General features: G+C 49.2%; 15 protein-coding genes and 1 other RNA gene. 12 read left to right on the top strand and 4 right to left on the bottom strand.

Annotated elements, in window-relative coordinates; translation table 11 throughout:
• The first annotated feature begins 24 nt into the window (after nt 1-24).
• From hisS to ssrS, 3 genes are all read left to right on the top strand, one after another.
• A complete protein-coding gene (gene hisS, locus ABD734_RS02165; protein WP_344700975.1) occupies nt 25-1,302 on the top strand; it encodes a histidine--tRNA ligase in 1,278 nt (425 codons plus the stop codon).
• Entirely contained in the window at nt 1,299-3,056 is a 1,758-nt protein-coding gene (aspS, locus tag ABD734_RS02160; protein ID WP_344700974.1) for an aspartate--tRNA ligase, read from the top strand. Before hisS ends, aspS begins: the two co-directional genes overlap by 4 nt.
• Before the next feature lie 111 nt (nt 3,057-3,167).
• Nucleotides 3,168-3,359, top strand: a non-coding RNA gene (gene ssrS / locus ABD734_RS02155) — 6S RNA.
• A 38-nt stretch (nt 3,360-3,397) separates the two neighbouring features.
• On the opposite strand, the gene ABD734_RS02150 is transcribed toward ssrS, so the two are convergent.
• A complete protein-coding gene (locus ABD734_RS02150) occupies nt 3,398-4,666 on the bottom strand; it encodes a replication-associated recombination protein A (RefSeq protein WP_344700973.1) in 1,269 nt (422 codons plus the stop codon).
• Nucleotides 4,667-4,747: 81 nt separating this feature from the next.
• On the opposite strand from ABD734_RS02150, the gene ABD734_RS02145 reads away from it, so the two are divergent.
• Nucleotides 4,748-5,164: an RrF2 family transcriptional regulator gene (locus tag ABD734_RS02145; RefSeq protein ID WP_344700972.1), complete on the top strand. Its 417-nt coding sequence runs from the start codon at nt 4,748-4,750 to the stop codon at nt 5,162-5,164.
• Between the two features lie 35 nt (nt 5,165-5,199).
• On the opposite strand, the gene ABD734_RS02140 is transcribed toward ABD734_RS02145, so the two are convergent.
• Together ABD734_RS02140 and ABD734_RS02135 are read right to left on the bottom strand one after the other, a co-directional pair.
• Nucleotides 5,200-6,882 (bottom strand): ABC1 kinase family protein, encoded by a 1,683-nt coding sequence (locus ABD734_RS02140; protein WP_344700971.1) that lies wholly within the window; start codon nt 6,880-6,882, stop codon nt 5,200-5,202.
• Between the two features lie 82 nt (nt 6,883-6,964).
• Entirely contained in the window at nt 6,965-8,323 is a 1,359-nt protein-coding gene (locus tag ABD734_RS02135) for an aspartate kinase (RefSeq protein WP_344700970.1), read from the bottom strand.
• Nucleotides 8,324-8,479: 156 nt separating this feature from the next.
• On the opposite strand from ABD734_RS02135, the gene ABD734_RS02130 reads away from it, so the two are divergent.
• The 3 genes from ABD734_RS02130 to thrB are packed head-to-tail and all read left to right on the top strand — an operon-like array spanning nt 8,480 to nt 11,631.
• Complete coding sequence (locus ABD734_RS02130) at nt 8,480-9,691, top strand: homoserine dehydrogenase (RefSeq protein ID WP_344700969.1); 1,212 nt, start codon at nt 8,480-8,482, stop codon at nt 9,689-9,691.
• Between the two features lie 4 nt (nt 9,692-9,695).
• Nucleotides 9,696-10,772 (top strand): threonine synthase, encoded by a 1,077-nt coding sequence (gene thrC / locus ABD734_RS02125; RefSeq protein ID WP_344700968.1) that lies wholly within the window; start codon nt 9,696-9,698, stop codon nt 10,770-10,772.
• Nucleotides 10,729-11,631, top strand: coding sequence for a homoserine kinase (gene thrB / locus ABD734_RS02120; RefSeq protein WP_344700967.1), 903 nt, complete (start codon nt 10,729-10,731; stop codon nt 11,629-11,631). The genes thrC and thrB overlap by 44 nt, the downstream gene beginning before the upstream one ends.
• A gap of 15 nt (nt 11,632-11,646) precedes the next feature.
• On the opposite strand, the gene ABD734_RS02115 is transcribed toward thrB, so the two are convergent.
• A complete protein-coding gene (locus tag ABD734_RS02115) occupies nt 11,647-12,648 on the bottom strand; it encodes an LLM class flavin-dependent oxidoreductase (protein ID WP_344700966.1) in 1,002 nt (333 codons plus the stop codon).
• Between the two features lie 145 nt (nt 12,649-12,793).
• Here ABD734_RS02115 and ABD734_RS02110 point away from each other — a divergent pair, with 145 nt between their 5' ends.
• The 5 genes from ABD734_RS02110 (at nt 12,794) to alaS (ending at nt 20,940) form a co-directional block, all read left to right on the top strand.
• Nucleotides 12,794-13,909, top strand: coding sequence for a cysteine desulfurase family protein (locus ABD734_RS02110; protein WP_344700965.1), 1,116 nt, complete (start codon nt 12,794-12,796; stop codon nt 13,907-13,909).
• A gap of 24 nt (nt 13,910-13,933) precedes the next feature.
• Nucleotides 13,934-15,037, top strand: a complete 1,104-nt coding sequence (mnmA, locus tag ABD734_RS02105; RefSeq protein ID WP_344700964.1) for a tRNA 2-thiouridine(34) synthase MnmA — start codon at nt 13,934-13,936, stop codon at nt 15,035-15,037.
• Entirely contained in the window at nt 15,037-15,675 is a 639-nt protein-coding gene (locus ABD734_RS02100; RefSeq protein ID WP_344700963.1) for a tetratricopeptide repeat protein, read from the top strand. Before mnmA ends, ABD734_RS02100 begins: the two co-directional genes overlap by 1 nt.
• Before the next feature lie 29 nt (nt 15,676-15,704).
• Nucleotides 15,705-18,059 (top strand): SF1B family DNA helicase RecD2, encoded by a 2,355-nt coding sequence (gene recD2 / locus ABD734_RS02095; protein WP_344700962.1) that lies wholly within the window; start codon nt 15,705-15,707, stop codon nt 18,057-18,059.
• A 250-nt stretch (nt 18,060-18,309) separates the two neighbouring features.
• Nucleotides 18,310-20,940, top strand: a complete 2,631-nt coding sequence (gene alaS / locus ABD734_RS02090; protein WP_344700961.1) for an alanine--tRNA ligase — start codon at nt 18,310-18,312, stop codon at nt 20,938-20,940.
• Nucleotides 20,941-20,946: the final 6 nt, after the last annotated feature.

Raw genomic sequence — 20,946 nt, 5'->3', positions numbered from 1 at the left:
TTTTCGGAAATGGAGTGGTTTATAATGATACAAATACCTAGAGGTACGCAGGATATCCTTCCTAAAGACACCTATAAATGGCAGTTCATCGAAGCACGTCTCCATCAGATCGCGCAGGATTACAACTACAGCGAAATCCGCACACCGGTTTTTGAATCGACTGAGCTGTTCGTCAGAGGAGTCGGTGGCTCCACTGATATCGTCAATAAGGAAATGTATACTTTCCAGGACAAGGGCGACCGCAGCATGACTTTGAAGCCTGAAGGGACCGCACCTGTCGTCAGAAGCTATATAGAAAACAAGATGCAGCATGATGTGAATCAGCCCGTCAAGGTCTATTACCTTGCGCCGATGTTCCGCTATGAAAGGAAGCAGAAGGGGCGCTACCGCCAATTTGTGCAGTTCGGTATAGAAGCGATCGGCGTAGAAGACCCGCTTATCGATGTGGAAGTCATCAGCATGCTGATGCAGATCTACAAGTCTTTCGGCCTTTCGAATCTGAAGCTCTACATCAATTCGATCGGTGACCAGGACAGTCGTTCCGCCTATAATGAAGCATTGGTGGCACACTTCAAACCATCCATCGGGGAGTTCTGTTCAGATTGCCAATCCCGGATCGATACGAACCCGATGCGCATCCTTGACTGCAAGAAGGATCGTGACCACCCACTCGTTAAACAGGCGCCAAGAATCTACGATTACTTGAATGAAGAATCAAAGGAATATTTCGAACAGGTCAAGCGCAACCTCGATGCACTCGGCATCGGCTATGAAATCGACTATAACCTGGTCAGGGGCCTCGATTATTATACGCACACGGCATTTGAGCTGATGAGCGATGCAGAAGGATTTGGCGCAATCACCACACTATGTGGCGGAGGGCGCTATAATGGTCTGCTGGAATTGCTGGACGGTCCGACTGAAACGGGTATCGGTTTTGCGCTCAGCATCGAGCGTCTGATTATGGCATTGGAGGCTGAAGGCATTGAAATTCCAAAGCCCCAAGGTATCGACCTCTACATCTGCACGCTGGATGGTGCATCAAGAACCGCAGCAAGCCGGCTCATCCATCAGCTGCGCGCTGAAGGCATCAGTTCGGATATGGATTATAAGAACAGGAAGTTGAAGGCCCAGATGAAGGATGCCGACCGTAAAGGCGCCAAGCATACCATCGTAATAGGCGAAGAAGAAAGGGAGACGAATGTAGCCGAGCTGAAGAATATGGCGGACGGCAGCACGAAGCAAGTCAAACTTGATGACATAAAAGCACTTGCTGAACTAATCGAGGAGGTAGAATCATGAGGAGACATACAGCGGAAATCACAGAAAAGATGACTGGAGAACGGGTGAACCTAAAAGGATGGGTACAGAAAAGACGCGATTTGGGCGGTCTGATATTCATCGATCTGAGGGACCGTAAAGGTGTGATTCAAGTGGTCTTCAACCCGGAAGTATCCGAGTCGGCATTGAATATTGCCGACCGCATCCGTACGGAATATGTCATCGCCGTTTCCGGCAAAGTGCATGAGCGAGATGAGTCACAATGGAACGACAATATCCCGACAGGGCGTATCGAAGTGTTTGCAGATGAAGTGGAAGTGCTGTCAAAATCAGAGACACCGCCATTCCAGATCACCGATGATACGACGAACGAGGACCTCAGGTTGAAATACAGATACCTGGAATTACGGAAGCCGAAGCTGCAGAGCATATTGAAGCTCAGACACTCATTGAACCGCAGTGTCAGGAATTTCCTGGACAATGAGGATTTCATCGACATCGAGACGCCGGTACTCTCCAAGTCTACGCCAGAGGGCGCGCGCGACTATCTGGTGCCTTCCAGGATCCACGAAGGGGAATTCTATGCATTGCCCCAATCCCCACAGATCTATAAGCAGCTTCTTATGCTGTCCGGCATGGAACGCTACTATCAGATCGTCAAATGTTTCCGCGACGAAGATTTGAGGGCCGACCGCCAACCGGAATTTACACAGATTGATATTGAAACTTCATTCATGGACCAGGAGCAGATCATGGATCTGAATGAGAGAATGATTGCCCACGTCATGAAGGATGTTAAGGGTATGGATATCACACTGCCATTCCCGAGGATGACCTACAATGAGGCGATGGCTGAATACGGTGTGGATAAACCAGATACACGATTCGGCATGAAGTTGAATGACTTGAGCGCATTCAGCAGCAAATCCGAATTTAAAGTATTCCGTTCTGCAGTCGATAACGGCGGACTTGTCAAAGCGATTGTCGTGAAGGATGCGGCCGATAAGTTTTCGAGGAAAGACATCGACAAGCTCGAAGCGTTCGTCAAAAATTATGGCGCTAAAGGATTGGCTTGGCTGAAGGTGAATGAGGGCGCCTTGAATGGTCCGGTTGCCAAGTTCTTCGATGAAGGGGAGCAGTCGGAACTCTCAAGCACGCTTTCCCTGGTCGACAATGACCTTATCCTATTCGTGGCGGACTCTGCAAAAGTCGTCAACGCCGCACTCGGCAACTTGCGTAACAAGCTTGCCCGGGATCTGGAGCTGATACCGGCGGATCAGTTTAATTTCGTATGGGTGACCGACTGGCCGTTGCTTGAATATGATGACGAGGAAGACCGTTATTTCGCGGCCCACCATCCGTTCACTTCGCCAAGGCAAGAGGATATAGACAAATTGGAGGATCATCCGGAAGATGTGAAGGCGAATGCCTATGACATCGTATTGAATGGCTATGAACTCGGCGGTGGTTCGATCCGCATCCATGATGCCGAACTTCAGAAGAAGATGTTCAAAGCACTCGGTTTCACCGAAGAGGAACGCGATGAGCAGTTCGGCTTCCTTCTTGAAGCGTTCAAATACGGCGCACCTCCGCACGGTGGAATCGCATATGGTCTGGACCGGTTCGTGATGCTACTGGCGGGTACAGACAACATTCGTGACGTCATCGCCTTCCCTAAGACGGCAAGTGCCGGTGACCTGATGATGAATGCACCTTCACATGTCGATCCAAGACAATTAGATGAGCTGCATATTTCTGTAAACACGGAAGAATAGAAAAATACCGGCAGGCTTCAGCCTGCCGGTGGGTTGGGGAAGGTCAACCAGAGAAAACGTATTCATTTTCCTTTCTTTTTTTCGAGGCATGTGCTATTATGTATTCAAGAGGAATATCTGAGAAGTTCGTGATGTGTTGAATTATATTTTGACCTAACACTTTTATAAACGGGAGCTTGATAGGTTTTCCTATGAAAAACATGCCTGTCCGACAGGACGTTTGGAGTAGGAAACTGGGCACCCACCTGCAATTAGCAGGCCAAAATAATCAACAATAACACACGGCTTATGCTCGGATATTCCAAATAAGTACCGAATTGTAAAATTCGGTGCTTATTTTTTTATATCTTTTTGAGCTTGTCGTATACTTCGGCGAGCTGTTTCTCGTACTTGGATACATCTGATTTCTGGTAGTACGCTGCGTTTTTTAGAGGATCCGGCAGGTACTGTTGCCTGACAACGTGGTTCGGATAATTATGGGGATATTTATAGCCTTGGCCGTTGCCGAGTTTTTCTGCACTTTTGTAGTGTGCATCCTTCAAGTGCTTAGGCACGCTTCCTGTCTTTTTCTTTCTTATATCCGATAGGGCGGCGTCGATGCTTTTGATTGCACTGTTCGATTTCGGGGACAGGGCAAGTTCTATCACTGCCTGGGATAGGGGTATGCGGGCTTCTGGAAAACCGAGGCGTTCCGCCGAATGGATGGCATCAAGGGTCCGTGAGGCGAGTTGCGGGTTCGCAAGCCCGATATCTTCATAGCTGATGACAAGCAGCCGCCTGACGATGGTGACCAGGTCGCCCGCTTCTATCAGGCGGGCCAGGTAATGCAGCGAGGCATCGACATCACTGCCGCGGATCGCTTTTTGGAAGGCGCTCATCACATCATAATGCTGATCTCCGTCTTTGTCATAGAGCAGATCGGACTTCTGCATGCAGGCACGCGCGTCATCCAATGAAATATTGACCACATCACCAGCGTCTTTGTCAGAACTAAGTGCTGCCAGTTCCAAAGCATTCAACGCACTTCTGACGTCACCCTGGCTTGTGACGGACAGATATTCGAGGGCTTCATTGCTGATATTTATGGACATGTCCCCAAGGCCTCGACCAGTATCCGAAAGCGCACGGTTAAGTGCGACTTCAACATCTTCCGGATCGAGCAGATGCAATTCAAAAATCTGGCACCGGCTCCTGATGGCGGGGTTGATGGCGTGATAGGGGTTGGACGTAGTGGCCCCGATCAGTATGATGTTGCCATTTTCCAGATGCGGCAGCAGAAAGTCCTGCTTAGCCTTATCCAGACGGTGTATCTCATCAAGAAGGAGGATGACGCTGCCGCTCATCTTTCCTTCATCGGCCACCATCTGCATATCCTTCTTCGTATTGGTGACAGCATTCAAGGTACGGAATTTGTAACTTGTCGAACCTGCAATTGCGCTCGCGATGCTGGTCTTGCCGATGCCTGGTGGGCCATAGAGGATCATTGATGTAAGGCGTTTAGCCGTCACCATCCGGCGGATGATGCTGCCTTCACCGACAAGGTGGGTCTGGCCGAGGACTTCATCTATCGTTTTTGGTCGCATTCTAAAGCTCAGAGGCTGAGTTGACATATTTTCACCTGTTTCAGAGTTATGATATATTTAATACTACTATAACCGATATAAATATGAACTTAAACTATGAGGTGCTTTATGAAAATTTCTACACGCGGGAGATATGGTCTCTATTTTATGCTGGCTTTAGCCAGAAGCTACGGTGAGCATAAGCGTAGCGTCAAATCCATTGCCGACGAGCGGGGGATCAGCGACCTATACCTTGAACAGATTGTCACGAACTTAAAACGTGCAGAACTCGTCAAAAGTACACGGGGCGCCTATGGCGGCTATGAATTGAACCATGCGCCGGATGAGATCACTGTCGGGAAGATCTTCAGGACACTGGAAGAGAATATCGTTGCGGTTGAAGGTGATGATAAGGACACCGATACGGAACGCTATCTGTGGGGCAGGATACGGGACGCCCTTCGTGACGTGCTCGACCACACTACGCTTTTGGATATGGTGAACCACGATGACGATGAAATCGACGACTACATGTTCTATATATAATATAAAGAAGCCCTGGAGGTCCTCCAGGGCTTCTTTTAAAATCTTCCAGAACGGAATATGGAATAGATCATGCCGATGAACATCAGTAGAGCTACCACAGAACCGATTTCTATAGCCGGAATATTGAAGAGGACGGTGGCTTGGTCGGTCAATGCGGAACTGATGATGAGGCCGACCATGATGATGCTGAAGGACAGTAGGACGATACTGAACGTCAATCGGTTGCCTATCCGGTCGAGACGCTTCATGAACGCCTCGCTCCGCTTCACCTGCAGTTCTACAGGGACACTGCGACCTTTCAATCCTTTGGAGAATTCGTGGACATTACCGGAAACATCCTTTAGGTCATCGCTGAATTCGATCCAACTGCGCCATGCATGATCTGCAGCATTTTTAGGATTGAACCTTTCCCTGAGGAGCTGTCTGCCAAAAGGTTCCGCTACATCAACAATGCTGAAATCAGGATCAAGTTCACGGACGATGCTCTCAAGCGTCAGAATGGTCTTGCCGAGCATCGTGAAATCTGTCGGCAGCTTGATATGGTGCTCATTCGCTATATGGAAGATGTCCTGTACGGCTTCACCGAGATCCATGCGGCTGAGCGGAACGTCATAATACTTGTCGCGTAGCAGTTCGGCATCCTTTTTGAGGATCTTCATATTGACTTCGTCGGGCACGACCCCCATCCGTGTTATGGCGCGGACGACACCGTCTGCATCCTTTTTCATCATGGCGATGAGCAGCGAGCCGTAGATCGACTTCATCTCACGCGTCATCTTGCCCACCATGCCGAAGTCGAGAAAACCGATGACGCCGCCGTCCATTACGGTGATGTTCCCAGGATGCGGGTCGCCATGGAAGAATCCTTCAATCAGGATCTGGTGAAAAATTGCGTGTGTGAGACGTTCTGCAAGCACTTCGTTTAAATACCCCTCAGCCGCCAGTGAATCGAGGTCTCCGATTTGAATGCCCTCTATAAACTCCATCACGAGCACATCTTTTGTCGTGACATCCCAGTAGACTTCCGGAATATGGACGACCTCGTCATCTTTGAACTGTTTGCCGATCTTATCTGCATTGCGCCCTTCGATGGTGTAGTCGAGTTCATTTATGATGGATTTCGAGAACTCCTCCATCATGTCCACCAGCTGATATTGGCGGGCCCATTCGATACGCGATTCTGCCATCAATGCCAACTGTAGCAGGATTTCCAGGTCATTGCGGATGATTTTCTCGATGTTCGGGCGCTGCACCTTGACTGCAACAGCTTCCCCGGTTACAAGCCTGGCCTTGTGGACCTGGCCTATGGAGGCGGAGCCGATTGTTTCTTGTTCAAACTCCAAAAAGATATCATCCATCTTAGCTCCCAGAGAGTGTTCGATGATCTCTTTTGCTTCATCGTATGGAAAAGAAGGCACGTGGCTCTGGAGCTTCGATAGTTCCTCGATGATGTCTTCTGGCAGAAGGTCAGGTCTGGTACTTGCAATCTGGCCTACTTTGATGAAAGTGGGGCCCATTTCTTCCAGAAAGAGGCGGATTCGTTCTCCGCGCGTCTTTTCGACATGTGTGCCATCCTTTTTGAGCAATATTTTCTTCGGCAGGGACAGAACCTCATCAAGTCCCAACTCTTCTACGATAAATCCGAAACCACTTTTGGAGAAGGCCAAAGCAATCTCCCGGTATCTTCTTATATGTTCGATCCTTTTTTTGAATATCATTGCGGGCCTCCCATGTTTTTCCGAACCCGTCTCCTTCTAGTATATGGTGAGGGGTAGGTGTCCATCTATTGTAGCCTGATTTTCAGGATTCATCAAAATAATTATAGTAGATTGCATGAAGCGCCCTCTGGGCATCTTTTTGGGCCACGGCGAACATCATGCTGATCTCTGAAGCCCCCTGGTTGATCATACTGATGTTGATGTCATTTTTACTAAGGGCGACCGTTGTCTTTGTAGCGACGCCGATGTGATGTTTCATTCCTTCTCCGACTATGATGATCAGTACAAGGTCGTTTTCGACATGTATCGACTCGGTTTCAAGCGTATCTTCGATATCAGCGATGACCGCCGCCAATTTATCATTGCCTTCGAACTGATTAGATCTGAGTATGATGGATAGATTATCTATACCCGAAGGGATATGTTCATAGGAGAGGTCATGGTCCTCCATGATCTGCAGCAGCCGTCTTGTAAAACCGACTTCCCGGTTCATGAGGTATTTATTCATTGTGAGCGATGTGAAGCCCTCATCGCAGCTGATGCCGATGACCGGCATCCGGGGTATATACTCCCGTTCGGCTACAATCTTCGTTCCCTCTATTTCCGGGGCGTTCGTATTGCGTATCATGATGGGGATATTATGTTTATAGACAGGTTCCAGTGCTTCATCGTGGAATACGCCGAACCCGGCATATGACAGCTCACGCATTTCGCGGTAGGTGATCTCCTCGATTTTATGCGGCGATCTGATACGGGACGGATCGGCCGAATAGATGAAGCTTACATCCGTAAAGTTTTCGTAGAGTGATGCATTAACCGCACGTGCCACAATGGCCCCTGTAATATCCGATCCTCCTCTTGGGAAAGTGACGATCTGACCGCTTTTTGAATATCCAAAGAATCCGGGGATCACCACGACTTGGCCGGCGTCCTTCAACTTTTCCAGTCTGTCATAGGATTCGGGAAGCAGCAGTGCATTGGAAGGTTCATCCGTCACCAGTATCCCCGCTTCACCAGGGCACATATAAGTGGCATCGACCCCTATTTTATTCAAATACGCGCTGACCAGCTGCGCATTAAAATCCTCCCCGCATGATTTCAAAGCGTCAAGCAGGCGCTTCTTCTCATTGATATCCGCCAGATATGAGCGCAATATTTCTTCATATTTCTCCAGCAGATGGTATTCCAGTCCAAGTTCATCGACCATTGCGGCAAATCTTCCTATGATATCCGTGATGATCTCTTCGACCGGCAGGCCGGCAGTATGATTGGCATGTAGGGCAATCAGCATATCCGTCACCTTCGTGTCGCCAGTGCTTCTTTTGCCGGGAGCGGAAACGACCGCAATGCGGCGTTCACTGTCACTTTTCATTATATCGGCAATCTTTTTGACTTGTGCTGCATTACAGAGGGAACTGCCTCCAAACTTAGCTACCTTCATCCCTTTGCACCTCTACTTTTCTGAATTTTAAAAACAATAATACATCAAAAATCATATAATGTGTACCCTTATTTGAATTGCTGCTTGAATTATCCGCCTTTTCTCTCTAATATATAGTCTTATATGAAAGTATGATTGGAGAAAGGTGATGGTGACATGAAAGTGGCAATACTTGGTATGGGAACGGTCGGTTCCGGAGTGATGGAAGTCATTCGGATGAACCGTCAGGAGATTGAGAGGCAAATCGGGGCCAGCTTCTCCATCAGCCATGTTCTGGTCCGGGATAAATATAAGGAACGCGGAGTCGAGCTTCGCGGTGTGACGATAACGGATGCCATCGATGAGATCCATGCTGCAGATATTGATGTAGTGGTTGAAGTGATGGGCGGCATGGCGTCCACCCGGGACATGCTGCTCGAATTCCTTGAGAAAGGGGTGCATGTTATCAGCGCGAATAAAGATATGCTGGCCGAACATATCGATGAACTGGCTGAAGCCGCAAACAGGAATGGTGCCATGCTGATGTATGAAGCCAGTGTAGCAGGCGGCATACCTATAATTAACGGTATAAGTCAAGGACTGAACGCGAACCGCATACAGGAAGTGATGGGGATACTGAACGGCACCACCAACTACATATTGACCAAGATGACTGGTGAGGGCTGGGATTACGAAAAAGCGCTTGACGCCGCCAAGGAGAAAGGATATGCAGAAGCTGATCCGACAAATGACGTGGCCGGTTTCGATGCCCAGAGGAAAATTGTGCTGTTGTCCCGGCTGGCCTACAACCGCAAGGTGGATATCGGGAAAGTCCGGGCACAAGGCATCGATTCAGTAGAACTGAAAGATATAGAGGCAGGCAGGAGTGCCGGATTGACGATGAAGCTGATCGGCCGGAGTACATTCCATGATGACCGTCTGTCGATTGAAGTGGCGCCCGTCTTCCTGCCGGATGATCATCAGCTTTCTACAGTATCCAACGAGAAGAATGCAGTATATATAAGCGGCAATGCGGTAGGGGAAACGATGTTCTACGGGCCGGGTGCCGGTGGCAGGGAAACTGCATCCGCTGTAGTATCCGACCTGATCAGCTGCCTCAGGCGCATGGAGTGCGTTGAACGGAATATTGTGCCAGCACACGAGGCGGTCATCACAGAAGATGCCAGTCCCAAAAGATTCTACGTCCGGTTCACCGTTGACGAAATATCCGCCGGGGAACAGTTATCGCAGCACGGCATAGATTATGAACTCATCGAGCGCGGGGAAGCGGCTGTGATCATCACTTCCGCGATCAAACCGGAAAAGCTGCGGGCATTGGTGGAGAATAATGACAGCATTTATGTAACCTATAAAGTGGAAGGGGATTGATTCAATGCATTGGAACGGTCTGATTGAAGAATATAAAGCATATCTGCCGGTGGACGATGACACACCGCGCCTTACCCTATATGAAGGGGGGACGCCTCTTATCCGGCTCGATGCACTGAGCCGGAAGTTCGAAGCAGAACTCTATGCGAAGGTGGAAGGCCACAACCCGACGGGTTCCTTCAAGGACAGGGGGATGGTCATGGCAGTTGCCAAAGCGAAGGAAGCGGGTGCCCATACAGTCATCTGCGCATCGACCGGCAACACTTCAGCTTCAGCAGCAGCCTATGCTTCTCGGGCAGGGCTCAATACCATCGTGGTCGTGCCGGAGGGCAAGATTGCTCTAGGCAAGCTGGCCCAGGCGATGATGTATGGCGCGGAAATCATATCCATCCAGGGGAATTTTGATGAAGCATTGAAGGTCGTTCGTAAAATCGCTAAAAAAAATGACGGCATCACGTTGGTCAATTCAGTCAATCCATATCGATTGGAAGGACAGAAGACGGCAGCTTTTGAAATTGCTGAAGTCTTAGGGGCAGCACCGGATTATTTGACGATTCCAGTTGGCAATGCGGGTAATATTTCAGCCTACTGGAAAGGGTTCAAGGAATATGATGCCAAAAATAATACTGGCCTACCGAAGATATACGGATTCGAGGCAGAAGGAGCTGCGGCCATCGTCAATGATCGGGTGATTGAACAGCCCGAGACGGTCGCCACGGCAATCCGGATCGGCAACCCGGCAAGCTGGTCGCTGGCTGTAGAAGCCCGCGACGAATCAGGCGGTCTCATAGAATCGGTGACGGATGAAGAGATTCTTGCAGCCTATGAAATGTTGGCAGCAGCCGAGGGTATTTTTGCAGAACCAGGATCCAATGCCAGCACAGCAGGCATGATCAGAGCGCTTGAAGAAGGTAAGATCGAAAAGGGCGCCACCGTCGTCACAGTCCTTACCGGCAATGGGCTGAAGGATCCTGAGACTGCGATGGAACAAATCATAAAGAAGCCGAAGCTATTGCCGAACGATGAGAGTCAGATCATTGAGTACATTGAAAGTCTGGGTGAAAATGATGCACCACTTTAAGGTACCGGCCACCAGCGCCAATCTCGGTCCGGGCTTCGATTCCGTCGGGCTGGCGCTTGAAAAGTATCTTTATATAAAAGCAAAGGAAGGCTCCGGATTCAACATTATATTCGAGGATGATTTTCTTGATGTGCTGCCGCATGATGAGAGCAATCTTGTCATAAGGACAGCCCAGGATATCGCCCGGAAATATGGCTGCGGACTGCCCGGTCTTGAGATTCGGATGGGCAGTGATATTCCGCTCAGCCATGGGCTGGGTAGTTCGGCTTCTGCGATAGTGGCTGGAATTGAATTGGCTGACCGGTTTTGCGGGCTGGGCCTGACGGCTTATGATAAGGTGTTCCTTGGCAGTGAAATAGAGGGCCATCCTGATAATGTCGGACCTGCAGTTACAGGCGGGCTGTTCGTCGGTTATTATGATGGGGAACTGTTCTACCACGTATTGGATGTCGAAGGTCTGTCTGCAATAATCAGCGTTCCTCCATATGAAGTGGAAACACAAGAAGCCCGACGGGCTTTACCTGAAACATACAGCAAGCAGGATGCCGTACGTCAGAATGCCTTGAATAATGTCCTTCTACTTTCCATTATGAATAATGACTATAGTACGATGCACAGACTGATGACAAAAGACCGCTACCACGAACCCTACCGCCGGCAGTTCATCGCCGAATACGATGAGGTGAGGCGTGTGGCTGAACAGGCAGGTGCCATCGCCACGACCATCAGCGGAGCGGGGCCGACATTGCTGACTTTATGCAAAAGCAATGAAGCTGCTGCAGTATTTGAGCAATTGGACAGCGTTCGTGGCTGTCATCACGAAAAAGTGGATATATGCAGAAAAATTCCCGGGATGTAGACATCCCGGGAATTTCTATCTGCCATTATATTTTCTGACGACCTTCTCGAACAGGTCATAGGAATACTTCTGTGCATCCTTATCATAGATGTAGCTTACAGCCATGATTTCATCTGCACCGAATTTATTCTGGAATAATCTTAGTCTCTCAAGCGCAGTGGCTTCACTGCCCATGATCGCTACAGGGAAGCGGCTTTCGACGATCTGCCTTTCAGGCGGCGACCAGATCGATTCCATGTCTGAAACAGGCGGCTGCAGTTTTTTGCCCCCGCCCCTGATGACATTCAGGACGAATTGCGCCATCGTAGTGGAGAGATGCTTCGCCTCTTCATCAGTATCGGCCATGATAACATTCAGGCAGGCAATCTTGTAGGGTTCCGCCAACTGGTCGGAGGCCTCGAACTCCTGTTCATAGATCTTGAAGGCTGCTTCCATATGATCTGGTGCGAAATGTGCCGCAAAAGCGTATGGCAGTCCCAGACGGGCCGCAAGGTGTGCAGAGTCGGTGGAAGAGCCGAGTATATAGAGCGGGATTTCTGTGCCGTTGCCGGGGAAGGCTACAACCTGGGTCTTTTCATCCGAAAGGTATTTACGGATTTCTTCGACTTCTGAACCAAATGTATAGACGCCATCATGGTTGTTGCGGCGGATGGCAGACGCGGTACGCATATCCGTACCAGGGGCGCGGCCAAGGCCGATGTCCAGACGGTCCCCGAATATGGCGTGCATGGTGCCAAACTCCTCTGCAACGATCAGAGGGGAATGGTTCGGCAGCATGACGCCCCCGCTTCCGACACGGATATGTTCTGTGTGGTGCAGGATGTGATGGATCAGTTGGCGCGTCGCAGAAGACGCGATTGAAGTGGTGTTATGGTGTTCAGCCACCCAGTATCTTTTATAATCTGAACCGTCGACATGTTCAGCGAGGTCGACCATATCCTTGAATGCATCTTTGGCATTTCCGCCCTCACGTACAGGCACAAGGTTAAGAATGGATGGGGTCAGTTGTTTTGACATAGATAGAATCCTCCTTATAATGGACAATTATCATCCATTAGATTTATTTTGTCTAACAATGGGCTTCAAAAGTATAAAAATCTACCGTTCCATGTTAAAATCTTATAATGTATAATAAAGCTATTTTTGGAGATGGGTGATTCTAATGGAAGTATATGCAGACTATGCGGCGACTACCCCTATGGATGGAGCGGTCCGCAAAGCACTCTTGGAAGATGACGGCTTCGGCAATCCTTCAAGCATTCACCGGGCAGGCAAAGATGCCCGGGCCAAAATCGAGAAGGCGCGCAGGGGGATTGCACAACTTTTAAACGCCTCTTCGTCAGAAGTCTTTTTCACCAGTGGTGCCACTGAAGGCAACAATATGGCAATCAGAGGGGTGGCGAACCAATACGTCCGCCCCCATATCATCACGACCGAGATAGAACATGCCTCCGTCCTGAACACATTGAGAAGTCTGGATGCGGACGTCACCTATCTCCAAGCTAACGCGGATGGCGCGATAGATGTCGATGAACTCAAAAATAGCCTGCGGGATGAAACGGTACTTGTGTCGATTATGCTGGTCAATAATGAAACCGGCGTGATGCAGCCGATCTATGAAATACAAGAAGCGTTGTCAGAGCATACGGCTTTGCTCCATATAGATGCGGTCCAGGCCTATGGGCACATGAGGGTAGACGTCAAGGAGCTCGGAGCGGATCTGCTGACATTGAGTGCACATAAGATGTACGGCCCAAAAGGTATCGGCCTGCTCTATAAACATAAAGATGTGAAACTCATCCCGCTCATCACAGGCGGTGGCCAGGAGAAGGAACTTCGCGGAGGCACTGAAAACACCATGTGGATCGAAGGCCTGTCGCTCGCGATGCATCAGGCATCCGATGCAATAACGCGCAGAAGCATACGGGAGATGCAGATTAAAGAGCAGTTCCTCAACTTGCTGACACAATCCGACATTCCATTTGAAGTGAACGGAGACGTCAATAAGTCGGCAAGCCACATCATCAACATCCATTTCCCTTTTGCCGAAGCAGAATTCATGCTGACGGCATTGGACATGGCCGGCATCCATGCTTCAGCCGGTTCCGCGTGCCAGGCCGGCACATTGAACCCTTCCCATGTCCTCACTTCGATGTATGGCGAATCGGACCGTAACCGCCAATCGATACGGTTCAGCTTCTCCTATATGATGACAGATGAGGAAGTGGAAGCCATCGTCACGGCACTTGAAGATATATACGGAAGACTTATGCGTTAGGCATACTCGGAAAGGAAGGATAACATGAATAATTCAGATATAACTGTCGTCGTCGGTATGAGTGGCGGCGTAGACAGTTCAGTGACAGCTAAGCTCCTGAAAGATCAGGGCTATAATACAATAGGCATCTTCATGAAAAATTGGGATGATACGGATGAAAATGGCGTATGCACCGCTACAGAAGACTATGAAGATGTGCGCCTAGTAGCTGAGGAGATCGGCATACCGTACTACTCTGTGAACTTCGAGAAGGAATATTATGACAGGGTATTCGAATATTTCCTCGAGGAGTACAGAAAAGGGCGGACCCCTAACCCTGATGTGATGTGCAACAAGGAGATAAAATTCAAGGCGTTCCTTGATCATGCCATGAAGCTTGGTGCAGATTACGTTGCGACCGGACACTATGCACAAGTCGTGCATGATGAGGAGGGTACAAAGATGCTGAGGGGCATCGATAATAATAAAGATCAGACGTATTTCCTCAACCAACTATCCCAGGAGCAATTATCCAAAGTGATGTTCCCCCTTGGCCACTTGGACAAGAAGGAAGTGCGCAGGCTGGCGCGCGAGTATGATCTGGCCACAAAAGATAAAAAAGATTCGACCGGCATATGCTTCATCGGCGAAAGGGACTTCAAAACATTCCTGAGCAGTTATCTGCCCGCCAATCCAGGGCGCATGATCAATATGGATACCGGGGAAGATAAAGGCCGTCATGACGGCCTCATGTACTACACGATCGGACAGCGGCAAGGTCTCGGCATCGGCGGAGACGGAGGACCCTACTTTGTGGCTGGGAAAAACCTTGAAACAAATGAATTGTATGTAGTATCCGGCTACGACAATGAAGCATTGTCTTCTTCAAGCCTCGAAGCTTCAGACATCAACTTCATCAACCCAGTACCGGAAACGTTTGAATGCACCGCCAAATTCAGATACCGCCAAGAAGATGTACCGGTGACCGTCAAGCAGATGGACGATAGGCTGCTTGTAGAATTCCACGAACCGGCGCGCGCCGTTACACCTGGACAGGCAGTCGTCTTCTATGATGGGGAAGTGTGTCTCGGCGGAGCGACGATAGACCGTATATACAAAGAATCAAAAGAATTGGAGTATCTTGCATAATGACCATCAGATATGAACAGTTGATCAAAGAGGGCAGAACTGAAGAGGCACTTAAGGAGATATTCAAGGAGATAGAGTCATCACCTGAGGAAGAAGCACATTATATCAACGCCGGCAATCTGCTGCATCGGGCCGGCCAAGATGAAGAAGCAGAGCGATTTTTGCAGAAGGCGATCACCTTGAATGAGGCGAGTACGAGCGCCTACTATGCACTCGCGAACGTCTACTTCGATAATGAACGGTTCAAGGAAGCGGTAAGGCTCTACTTGCTGGCCTACACCCGGAACCCAGACGATGGTGATCTGAATTTCATGCTGGCCATGAGCCATGTACACCTGAACGAACCTGAACAGGCCATTCAATTTTTTGAAAAAGCACATGAAGTAAAGCCTGATGATGCGGATATCGCGTTCCAATATGGTCTTCTCTGCTGTCAAGTCGGGCTGTACGGGCCCGGGGAGACCTTGTTGAAGAAAGTATTATCCATGGAAGAGAACGCGGATGCCGAATATAACCTTGGACTGGTTAAGCTCATGAAAGATGATGAAGCGCAGGCGATAAGCCATTTCCAGCGCGCAATAGAGATCCAAGAGGACCATCATCTTGCCCATCATGCACTTGCACGACTCAACGATTGAGAGGACCGGAACGAGGAAGGTGATTCCATTTGGATCAATCTACAATCTACGATGATACATTCATAACAGGGGAAGTGGAGCGCGTCATATTCGTCAGTGAACAGACGCGTTTTACTGTGCTCAAGGTACTCATCAATGAAACGAATACGAACTTCAGTGACGAAGCGATCGTCACGGGCTACTTCCACGCGGTCGCAGAAGGCGACACATATAGGTTCTCAGGCAAAGTGACCCGTCATGCACGTTTCGGGGAACAATTCAGTGCGGACATGTTCAGGAAAGAGCAGCCGACGACGATGCGCGGGCTGATCCAATACCTCTCAGGGGATACGTTTCCAGGAATAGGGGAAAAGACAGCCAAAAAGATCATTGAAACCCTTGGCGTCAATGCATTGAAAAAAATTGCAGATGACCGGAGTGTACTGGATGATGTGGCAGGCTTGTCCAAAAAGAAGCGCGATATGATCCACTACCGCATATTGGAGAACAGCCAGACTGAGCGTCTGGTCATCAAACTGACCGATCTTGGTTTCGGTGCCAGGATGAGTGCTAAAATATTGAAGACCTACCAGGACCAGGCACTCCAGGTGATAGAGAAGGAGCCCTACCGACTGGTTATGGACATCGATGGCATCGGTTTTCATACGGCGGATCGTATAGCGATGAATGCTGGTATCGGTAAAGATGATGTCAGCCGTCTTGAAGCCGGCATCATGTATCTAGTGGAGAGTGTGATCATGTCGGATGGTCATACTTATGCCACACGGGACACTCTTGTCGGAATGACACGGGAATTGCTGAACCATGACGCTGAGCAGTACTTTTCGGACGAGACCATCAACCAGTCGATCGATCAGCTGTCAGACGACGACCGGCTCGTCCAATATGAGGACCGCATCTATGTCCCCTCCCTTTTTTATTCCGAATACAAATCGGCCGAGCAGATCTTCCGCATGATGAATGACCGTTCGGAAGTATCAGCGGGTGAAGAGAAGGCAGGCGAAATCATCGCAGATGTTGGTGAACGCTTCGATATCCACTACAACAATAGGCAGAAATCTGCCATGATCAGTGCGTTGACTGAAAAGATCTCCATCATCACAGGCGGTCCCGGAACAGGGAAAACTACAATAGTCAAAGGCATCATCAGTGCCTACCATGAATTGAACGACTTGAAGCCTGCCGACGAGTATGACGGTGACGAATACCCGATTAGACTCGTCGCCCCCACTGGCCGGGCATCCAAGCGCCTCAGTGAAACTGCAGGCATCAAGGCGTCAACCATTCACCGTATGATAGGTTGGGGCATGGATACCGGTAAGGATGAAGTGATCGACGCAGAAATCGATGCAGACCTCATCATCATAGATGAGATGTCGATGGTCGATACATGGCTGTTCTTTCAGTTGATGCGCAATGTCAAACCTTTCACGCGGCTGGTGTTCGTCGGGGACCGCGATCAATTGCCATCCGTCGGTCCCGGCACCGTGTTCAAAGATCTGATCGAGTCTGGAGTCATTCCGACGACCGAGCTCGATACAATATACCGTCAAGGCGAAGGATCTTCGATCATCCGATTGGCACATGAGATAAAAGAAGGTAGGAAAATGGACATCACCGAAAAGTTCAAAGACCGCCTTTTCATTCCCGCTAAAATGAACCATATTCCGGATATCGTCGATAATGTGGTGAAAAAAGCGGTCGACAAAGGATATGACATGCGTGATATTCAAGTGTTGGCTCCCATCTATAGAGGGGATGCCGGAATCCTGAAGCTCAACCGCATCCTCCAGACCATCCTCAATCCTGAAGCTGAAGATAAAAATGAAATCGCCTTTGGCGATGTCATATTCAGGAAGGGGGACAAAGTCATACAGCTCGTCAACCGGGGTGAAGACAATGTCTTTAACGGTGACTCCGGAGTGATCGATTCCATACTCTTCAAAGATGAAGATGAAGCAGAAAAGGATACGATTCTGGTTGATTATGATGGCATCCATATCGCATACGAACGCAAAGAACTGACGGAATTATCGCACGCCTACTGTACGAGCATCCATAAAGCGCAAGGGAGCGAATATCCGATCGTCATCATGCCGGTCGTCAAAAGCTATCGCCATATGCTGATGAAGAACATCGTCTATACAGGGATCACACGTGCGAAAGAATCCCTTATATTGTGTGGGGACCAAGAAGCATTCTATGATTCCCTGGAGAAAGAGGGCATCCACAGACGCACTTCTCTGTCCGAGATGATCCGGCTGCTCTTTAACAAGGATGATAAGCCGGCAGACGAGATGCCTGAAATCCTGACCGAATCGAAAATGTTCCAGATTCCTGCCATGATAAATATGGAAGGCGTGACACCATACGATTTCAATTGACAGATCCGATGAATATTCCTATAATCAAATCAAGGTTAAAACAAGTGGAGATCCCGAGTGACTGGATTGTGATGGACAGAGACATTGCAGCAGCTGAGAGCAGTGACGCATCCTTTCACGTGCTAATCTCCACCCACTTTATATATATGCAAAGTGATGACTATGTCATAACTTGGGTGGTACCGCGGTTCAGATCGTCCCATATTTTGGGGGGATCTTTTTTTATTTTAAAAACTAAGGAGTGACTGTAATGAAAAGACTGACCGGTAACGAAATCAGGGATATGTTCCTTGAATACTTCAGGGCACACAATCATATGGTGGAGCCGAGTGCACCGCTTGTACCGATAGATGACGACTCCCTGCTGTGGATCAACTCAGGGGTGGCGACTCTAAAGAAGTACTTTGACGGCCGCACCATTCCAGAGAACCCTAAAATCGTCAATGCCCAAAAGGCGATCAGGACAAACGATATTGAGAACGTCGGCTTTACAGCCCGTCACCATACATTCTTTGAAATGTTAGGCAATTTTTCGATAGGGGATTATTTCAAGGAAGATGCGATCCGCTACGCATGGGACTTCCTGACGAACAGCGAGTGGATCGGCTTCGACCCATCACTCCTCTATGTCACCGTCCACCCAGAAGATGAAGATGCCTACAGGATATGGCGGGAGATGATTGGCCTTGATGCTGATCGCATCATCCGCATAGAAGGTAACTTCTGGGATATCGGGGAAGGTCCGTGCGGCCCGAACAGTGAAATCTTCTATGACCGCGGTCCGGATTTCGAACCGGGTGCTCCGGCGGATGAAATGTACCCGGGTGGGGAAAATGAACGCTATCTGGAAATCTGGAACCTCGTATTCAGTGAATTCAACCATAACAAGGATGGTTCCTATACACCACTGCCGAAAAAGAACATTGATACGGGCATGGGGCTCGAAAGGATGGCCAGCATCATACAGGAAGTGCCGACCAACTTTGATACGGATCTCTTCACCCCAATCCTTGCTGAGATCAGTAGGATCAGTGGCCACCGTTACGGCGAAGATGCCAAAGCCGATGTTGCGTACAAAGTGATAAGCGACCATATCCGCACCGTGAGCTTTGCGGTTGCGGACGGTGCACTCCCTTCAAACGAAGGACGCGGTTATGTATTAAGACGTCTGATCAGACGCGCAGTCCGCTTCAGCAAAGAGCTCGACATCAACCGTGCCTTCATGTTTGACCTGGTGGAACCGGTATCTGAAATAATGGAAGGTTTCTACCCGAACGTGGGCGAACGCAAGGCATTCATCAAGGAAGTCATCAAAAAAGAAGAAGAGCGCTTCCTTGCCACGCTTGATGAAGGTATCCAAATCTACGAACAGTTCAAGAAGAAAGCGCAGCAGGATGATAATGTCATCAGCGGCGAAGATGCCTTCAGACTCTATGACACTTACGGATTTCCGTATGAACTGACCAAGGAATATGCAGAGAATGACGGCATGACGGTTGATGAAGCAGGTTTTATCGAAGAAATGAAAGCGCAGCGTGAACGGGCAAGGAATGCCCGGAAATCGGGTGACTCGATGCAGGTCCAGTCTGAAACGCTTGCGCGCCTTACTGCGCCGAGTACATTCACCGGTTATACTTCTAAAAGCGAAGAAGCCGTGCTGCTTCACATCATCCATGCGGATAGCGAGATGGATGCTGCAGAGGCGGGCCAGGACGTGGAACTCATCTTTGACCGTACACCGTTCTATGCAACAAGCGGCGGACAGGTGGCAGATAAAGGGGAGATCCGGGCAGACGGTGCAAAACTTACAGTCAGCTCAGTCTACAAGGCACCGAACGGGCAGAATGTGCATGTGGCACATATCTCGGAAGGTAGACTTTCCAAAGGTGCCACATATGACCTGGAAGTGGATGCAGAAAGCCGTAACTTCATCATCAAAAACCATACTGCAACGCACCTTCTGCACCAGGCGTTAAAAGATGTGCTTGGCGATCATGTAAGCCAGGCAGGTTCACTTGTGGAAAAAGAACGGCTGCGTTTTGACTTCTCCCACCTTGAAGGCCTGAGCGCAGAAGAAACCGAACAGATAGAAAATATAGTGAATGCCAACATCTACCGCAATATGGCTGTAGAGATTGAGGAAATGCCGATAGAAGAAGCAAAACAAAAGGGTGCTACGGCACTGTTCGGTGAAAAATACGGCGACGTCGTCCGCGTAGTGGATATCAACCAGTACTCGATAGAGCTATGCGGCGGTATCCATGTCAGAAACACCGGTGAAATCGGTACTTTCAAGATAGTATCTGAAACAGGCATCGGGGCAGGCATAAGACGTATAGAAGCTGTCACTAGCAAATACGCGGTGGCGTACTACAAAGAGAAGGAAGCAGTTGTAAAAGAGATTGCCAAAAACCTGAAGGTCAAAGATGGCCAAGTCAATAAGAAGGTCTCAGCGCTGCTTGCTGAAAACCAGTCGATGCACAATGAAATCAAGAATTTGAAAGCATCTCGCCAAGATGAAAAGCTCTCAGAGGCCACCCATGAAACCAAGGATATCAACGGTGTGCCGGTGCTTTCCATGGAAGTGCAGACAGAAGATGCCAAGGAACTGAGAGAAACGATGGACCGCCTAAAATCACGGGCCCAAGATGCAGTAATTGCGCTCGGTTCGGTGAATGGCGACAAGGTATCCCTTGTGGTGACAGTGCCTAAATCATTGACCGACCGCCTAAAAGCCGGCGACATCATGAAGGGCATGGCTTCAACAGTGGACGGGAAAGGCGGTGGGCGCCCGGATATGGCACAAGGTGGCGGCACCGCTCCAGAGAATATAACAAGTGCATTACAATTTGTTGAAGACTATATTAAAAGTACTTTATAAAAACAA

The organism is Salinicoccus jeotgali, assembly GCF_039538805.1.
GTDB lineage: Bacteria > Bacillota > Bacilli > Staphylococcales > Salinicoccaceae > Salinicoccus > Salinicoccus jeotgali.
This window is presented reverse-complemented; position numbering and strand designations above follow the sequence as displayed.

What these genes read in the sequence shown, in the direction of transcription:
- hisS (WP_344700975.1), top strand. Translation starts at nt 25, where the DNA reads ATGATACAAATACCTAGAGGTACGCAGGATATCCTTCCTAAAGACACC.
- aspS (WP_344700974.1), top strand. Translation starts at nt 1,299, where the DNA reads ATGAGGAGACATACAGCGGAAATCACAGAAAAGATGACTGGAGAACGG.
- ABD734_RS02150 (WP_344700973.1), bottom strand. Translation starts at nt 4,666, where the DNA reads ATGTCAACTCAGCCTCTGAGCTTTAGAATGCGACCAAAAACGATAGAT.
- ABD734_RS02145 (WP_344700972.1), top strand. Translation starts at nt 4,748, where the DNA reads ATGAAAATTTCTACACGCGGGAGATATGGTCTCTATTTTATGCTGGCT.
- ABD734_RS02140 (WP_344700971.1), bottom strand. Translation starts at nt 6,882, where the DNA reads ATGATATTCAAAAAAAGGATCGAACATATAAGAAGATACCGGGAGATT.
- ABD734_RS02135 (WP_344700970.1), bottom strand. Translation starts at nt 8,323, where the DNA reads ATGAAGGTAGCTAAGTTTGGAGGCAGTTCCCTCTGTAATGCAGCACAA.
- ABD734_RS02130 (WP_344700969.1), top strand. Translation starts at nt 8,480, where the DNA reads ATGAAAGTGGCAATACTTGGTATGGGAACGGTCGGTTCCGGAGTGATG.
- thrC (WP_344700968.1), top strand. Translation starts at nt 9,696, where the DNA reads ATGCATTGGAACGGTCTGATTGAAGAATATAAAGCATATCTGCCGGTG.
- ABD734_RS02115 (WP_344700966.1), bottom strand. Translation starts at nt 12,648, where the DNA reads ATGTCAAAACAACTGACCCCATCCATTCTTAACCTTGTGCCTGTACGT.
- ABD734_RS02110 (WP_344700965.1), top strand. Translation starts at nt 12,794, where the DNA reads ATGGAAGTATATGCAGACTATGCGGCGACTACCCCTATGGATGGAGCG.
- mnmA (WP_344700964.1), top strand. Translation starts at nt 13,934, where the DNA reads ATGAATAATTCAGATATAACTGTCGTCGTCGGTATGAGTGGCGGCGTA.
- ABD734_RS02100 (WP_344700963.1), top strand. Translation starts at nt 15,037, where the DNA reads ATGACCATCAGATATGAACAGTTGATCAAAGAGGGCAGAACTGAAGAG.
- alaS (WP_344700961.1), top strand. Translation starts at nt 18,310, where the DNA reads ATGAAAAGACTGACCGGTAACGAAATCAGGGATATGTTCCTTGAATAC.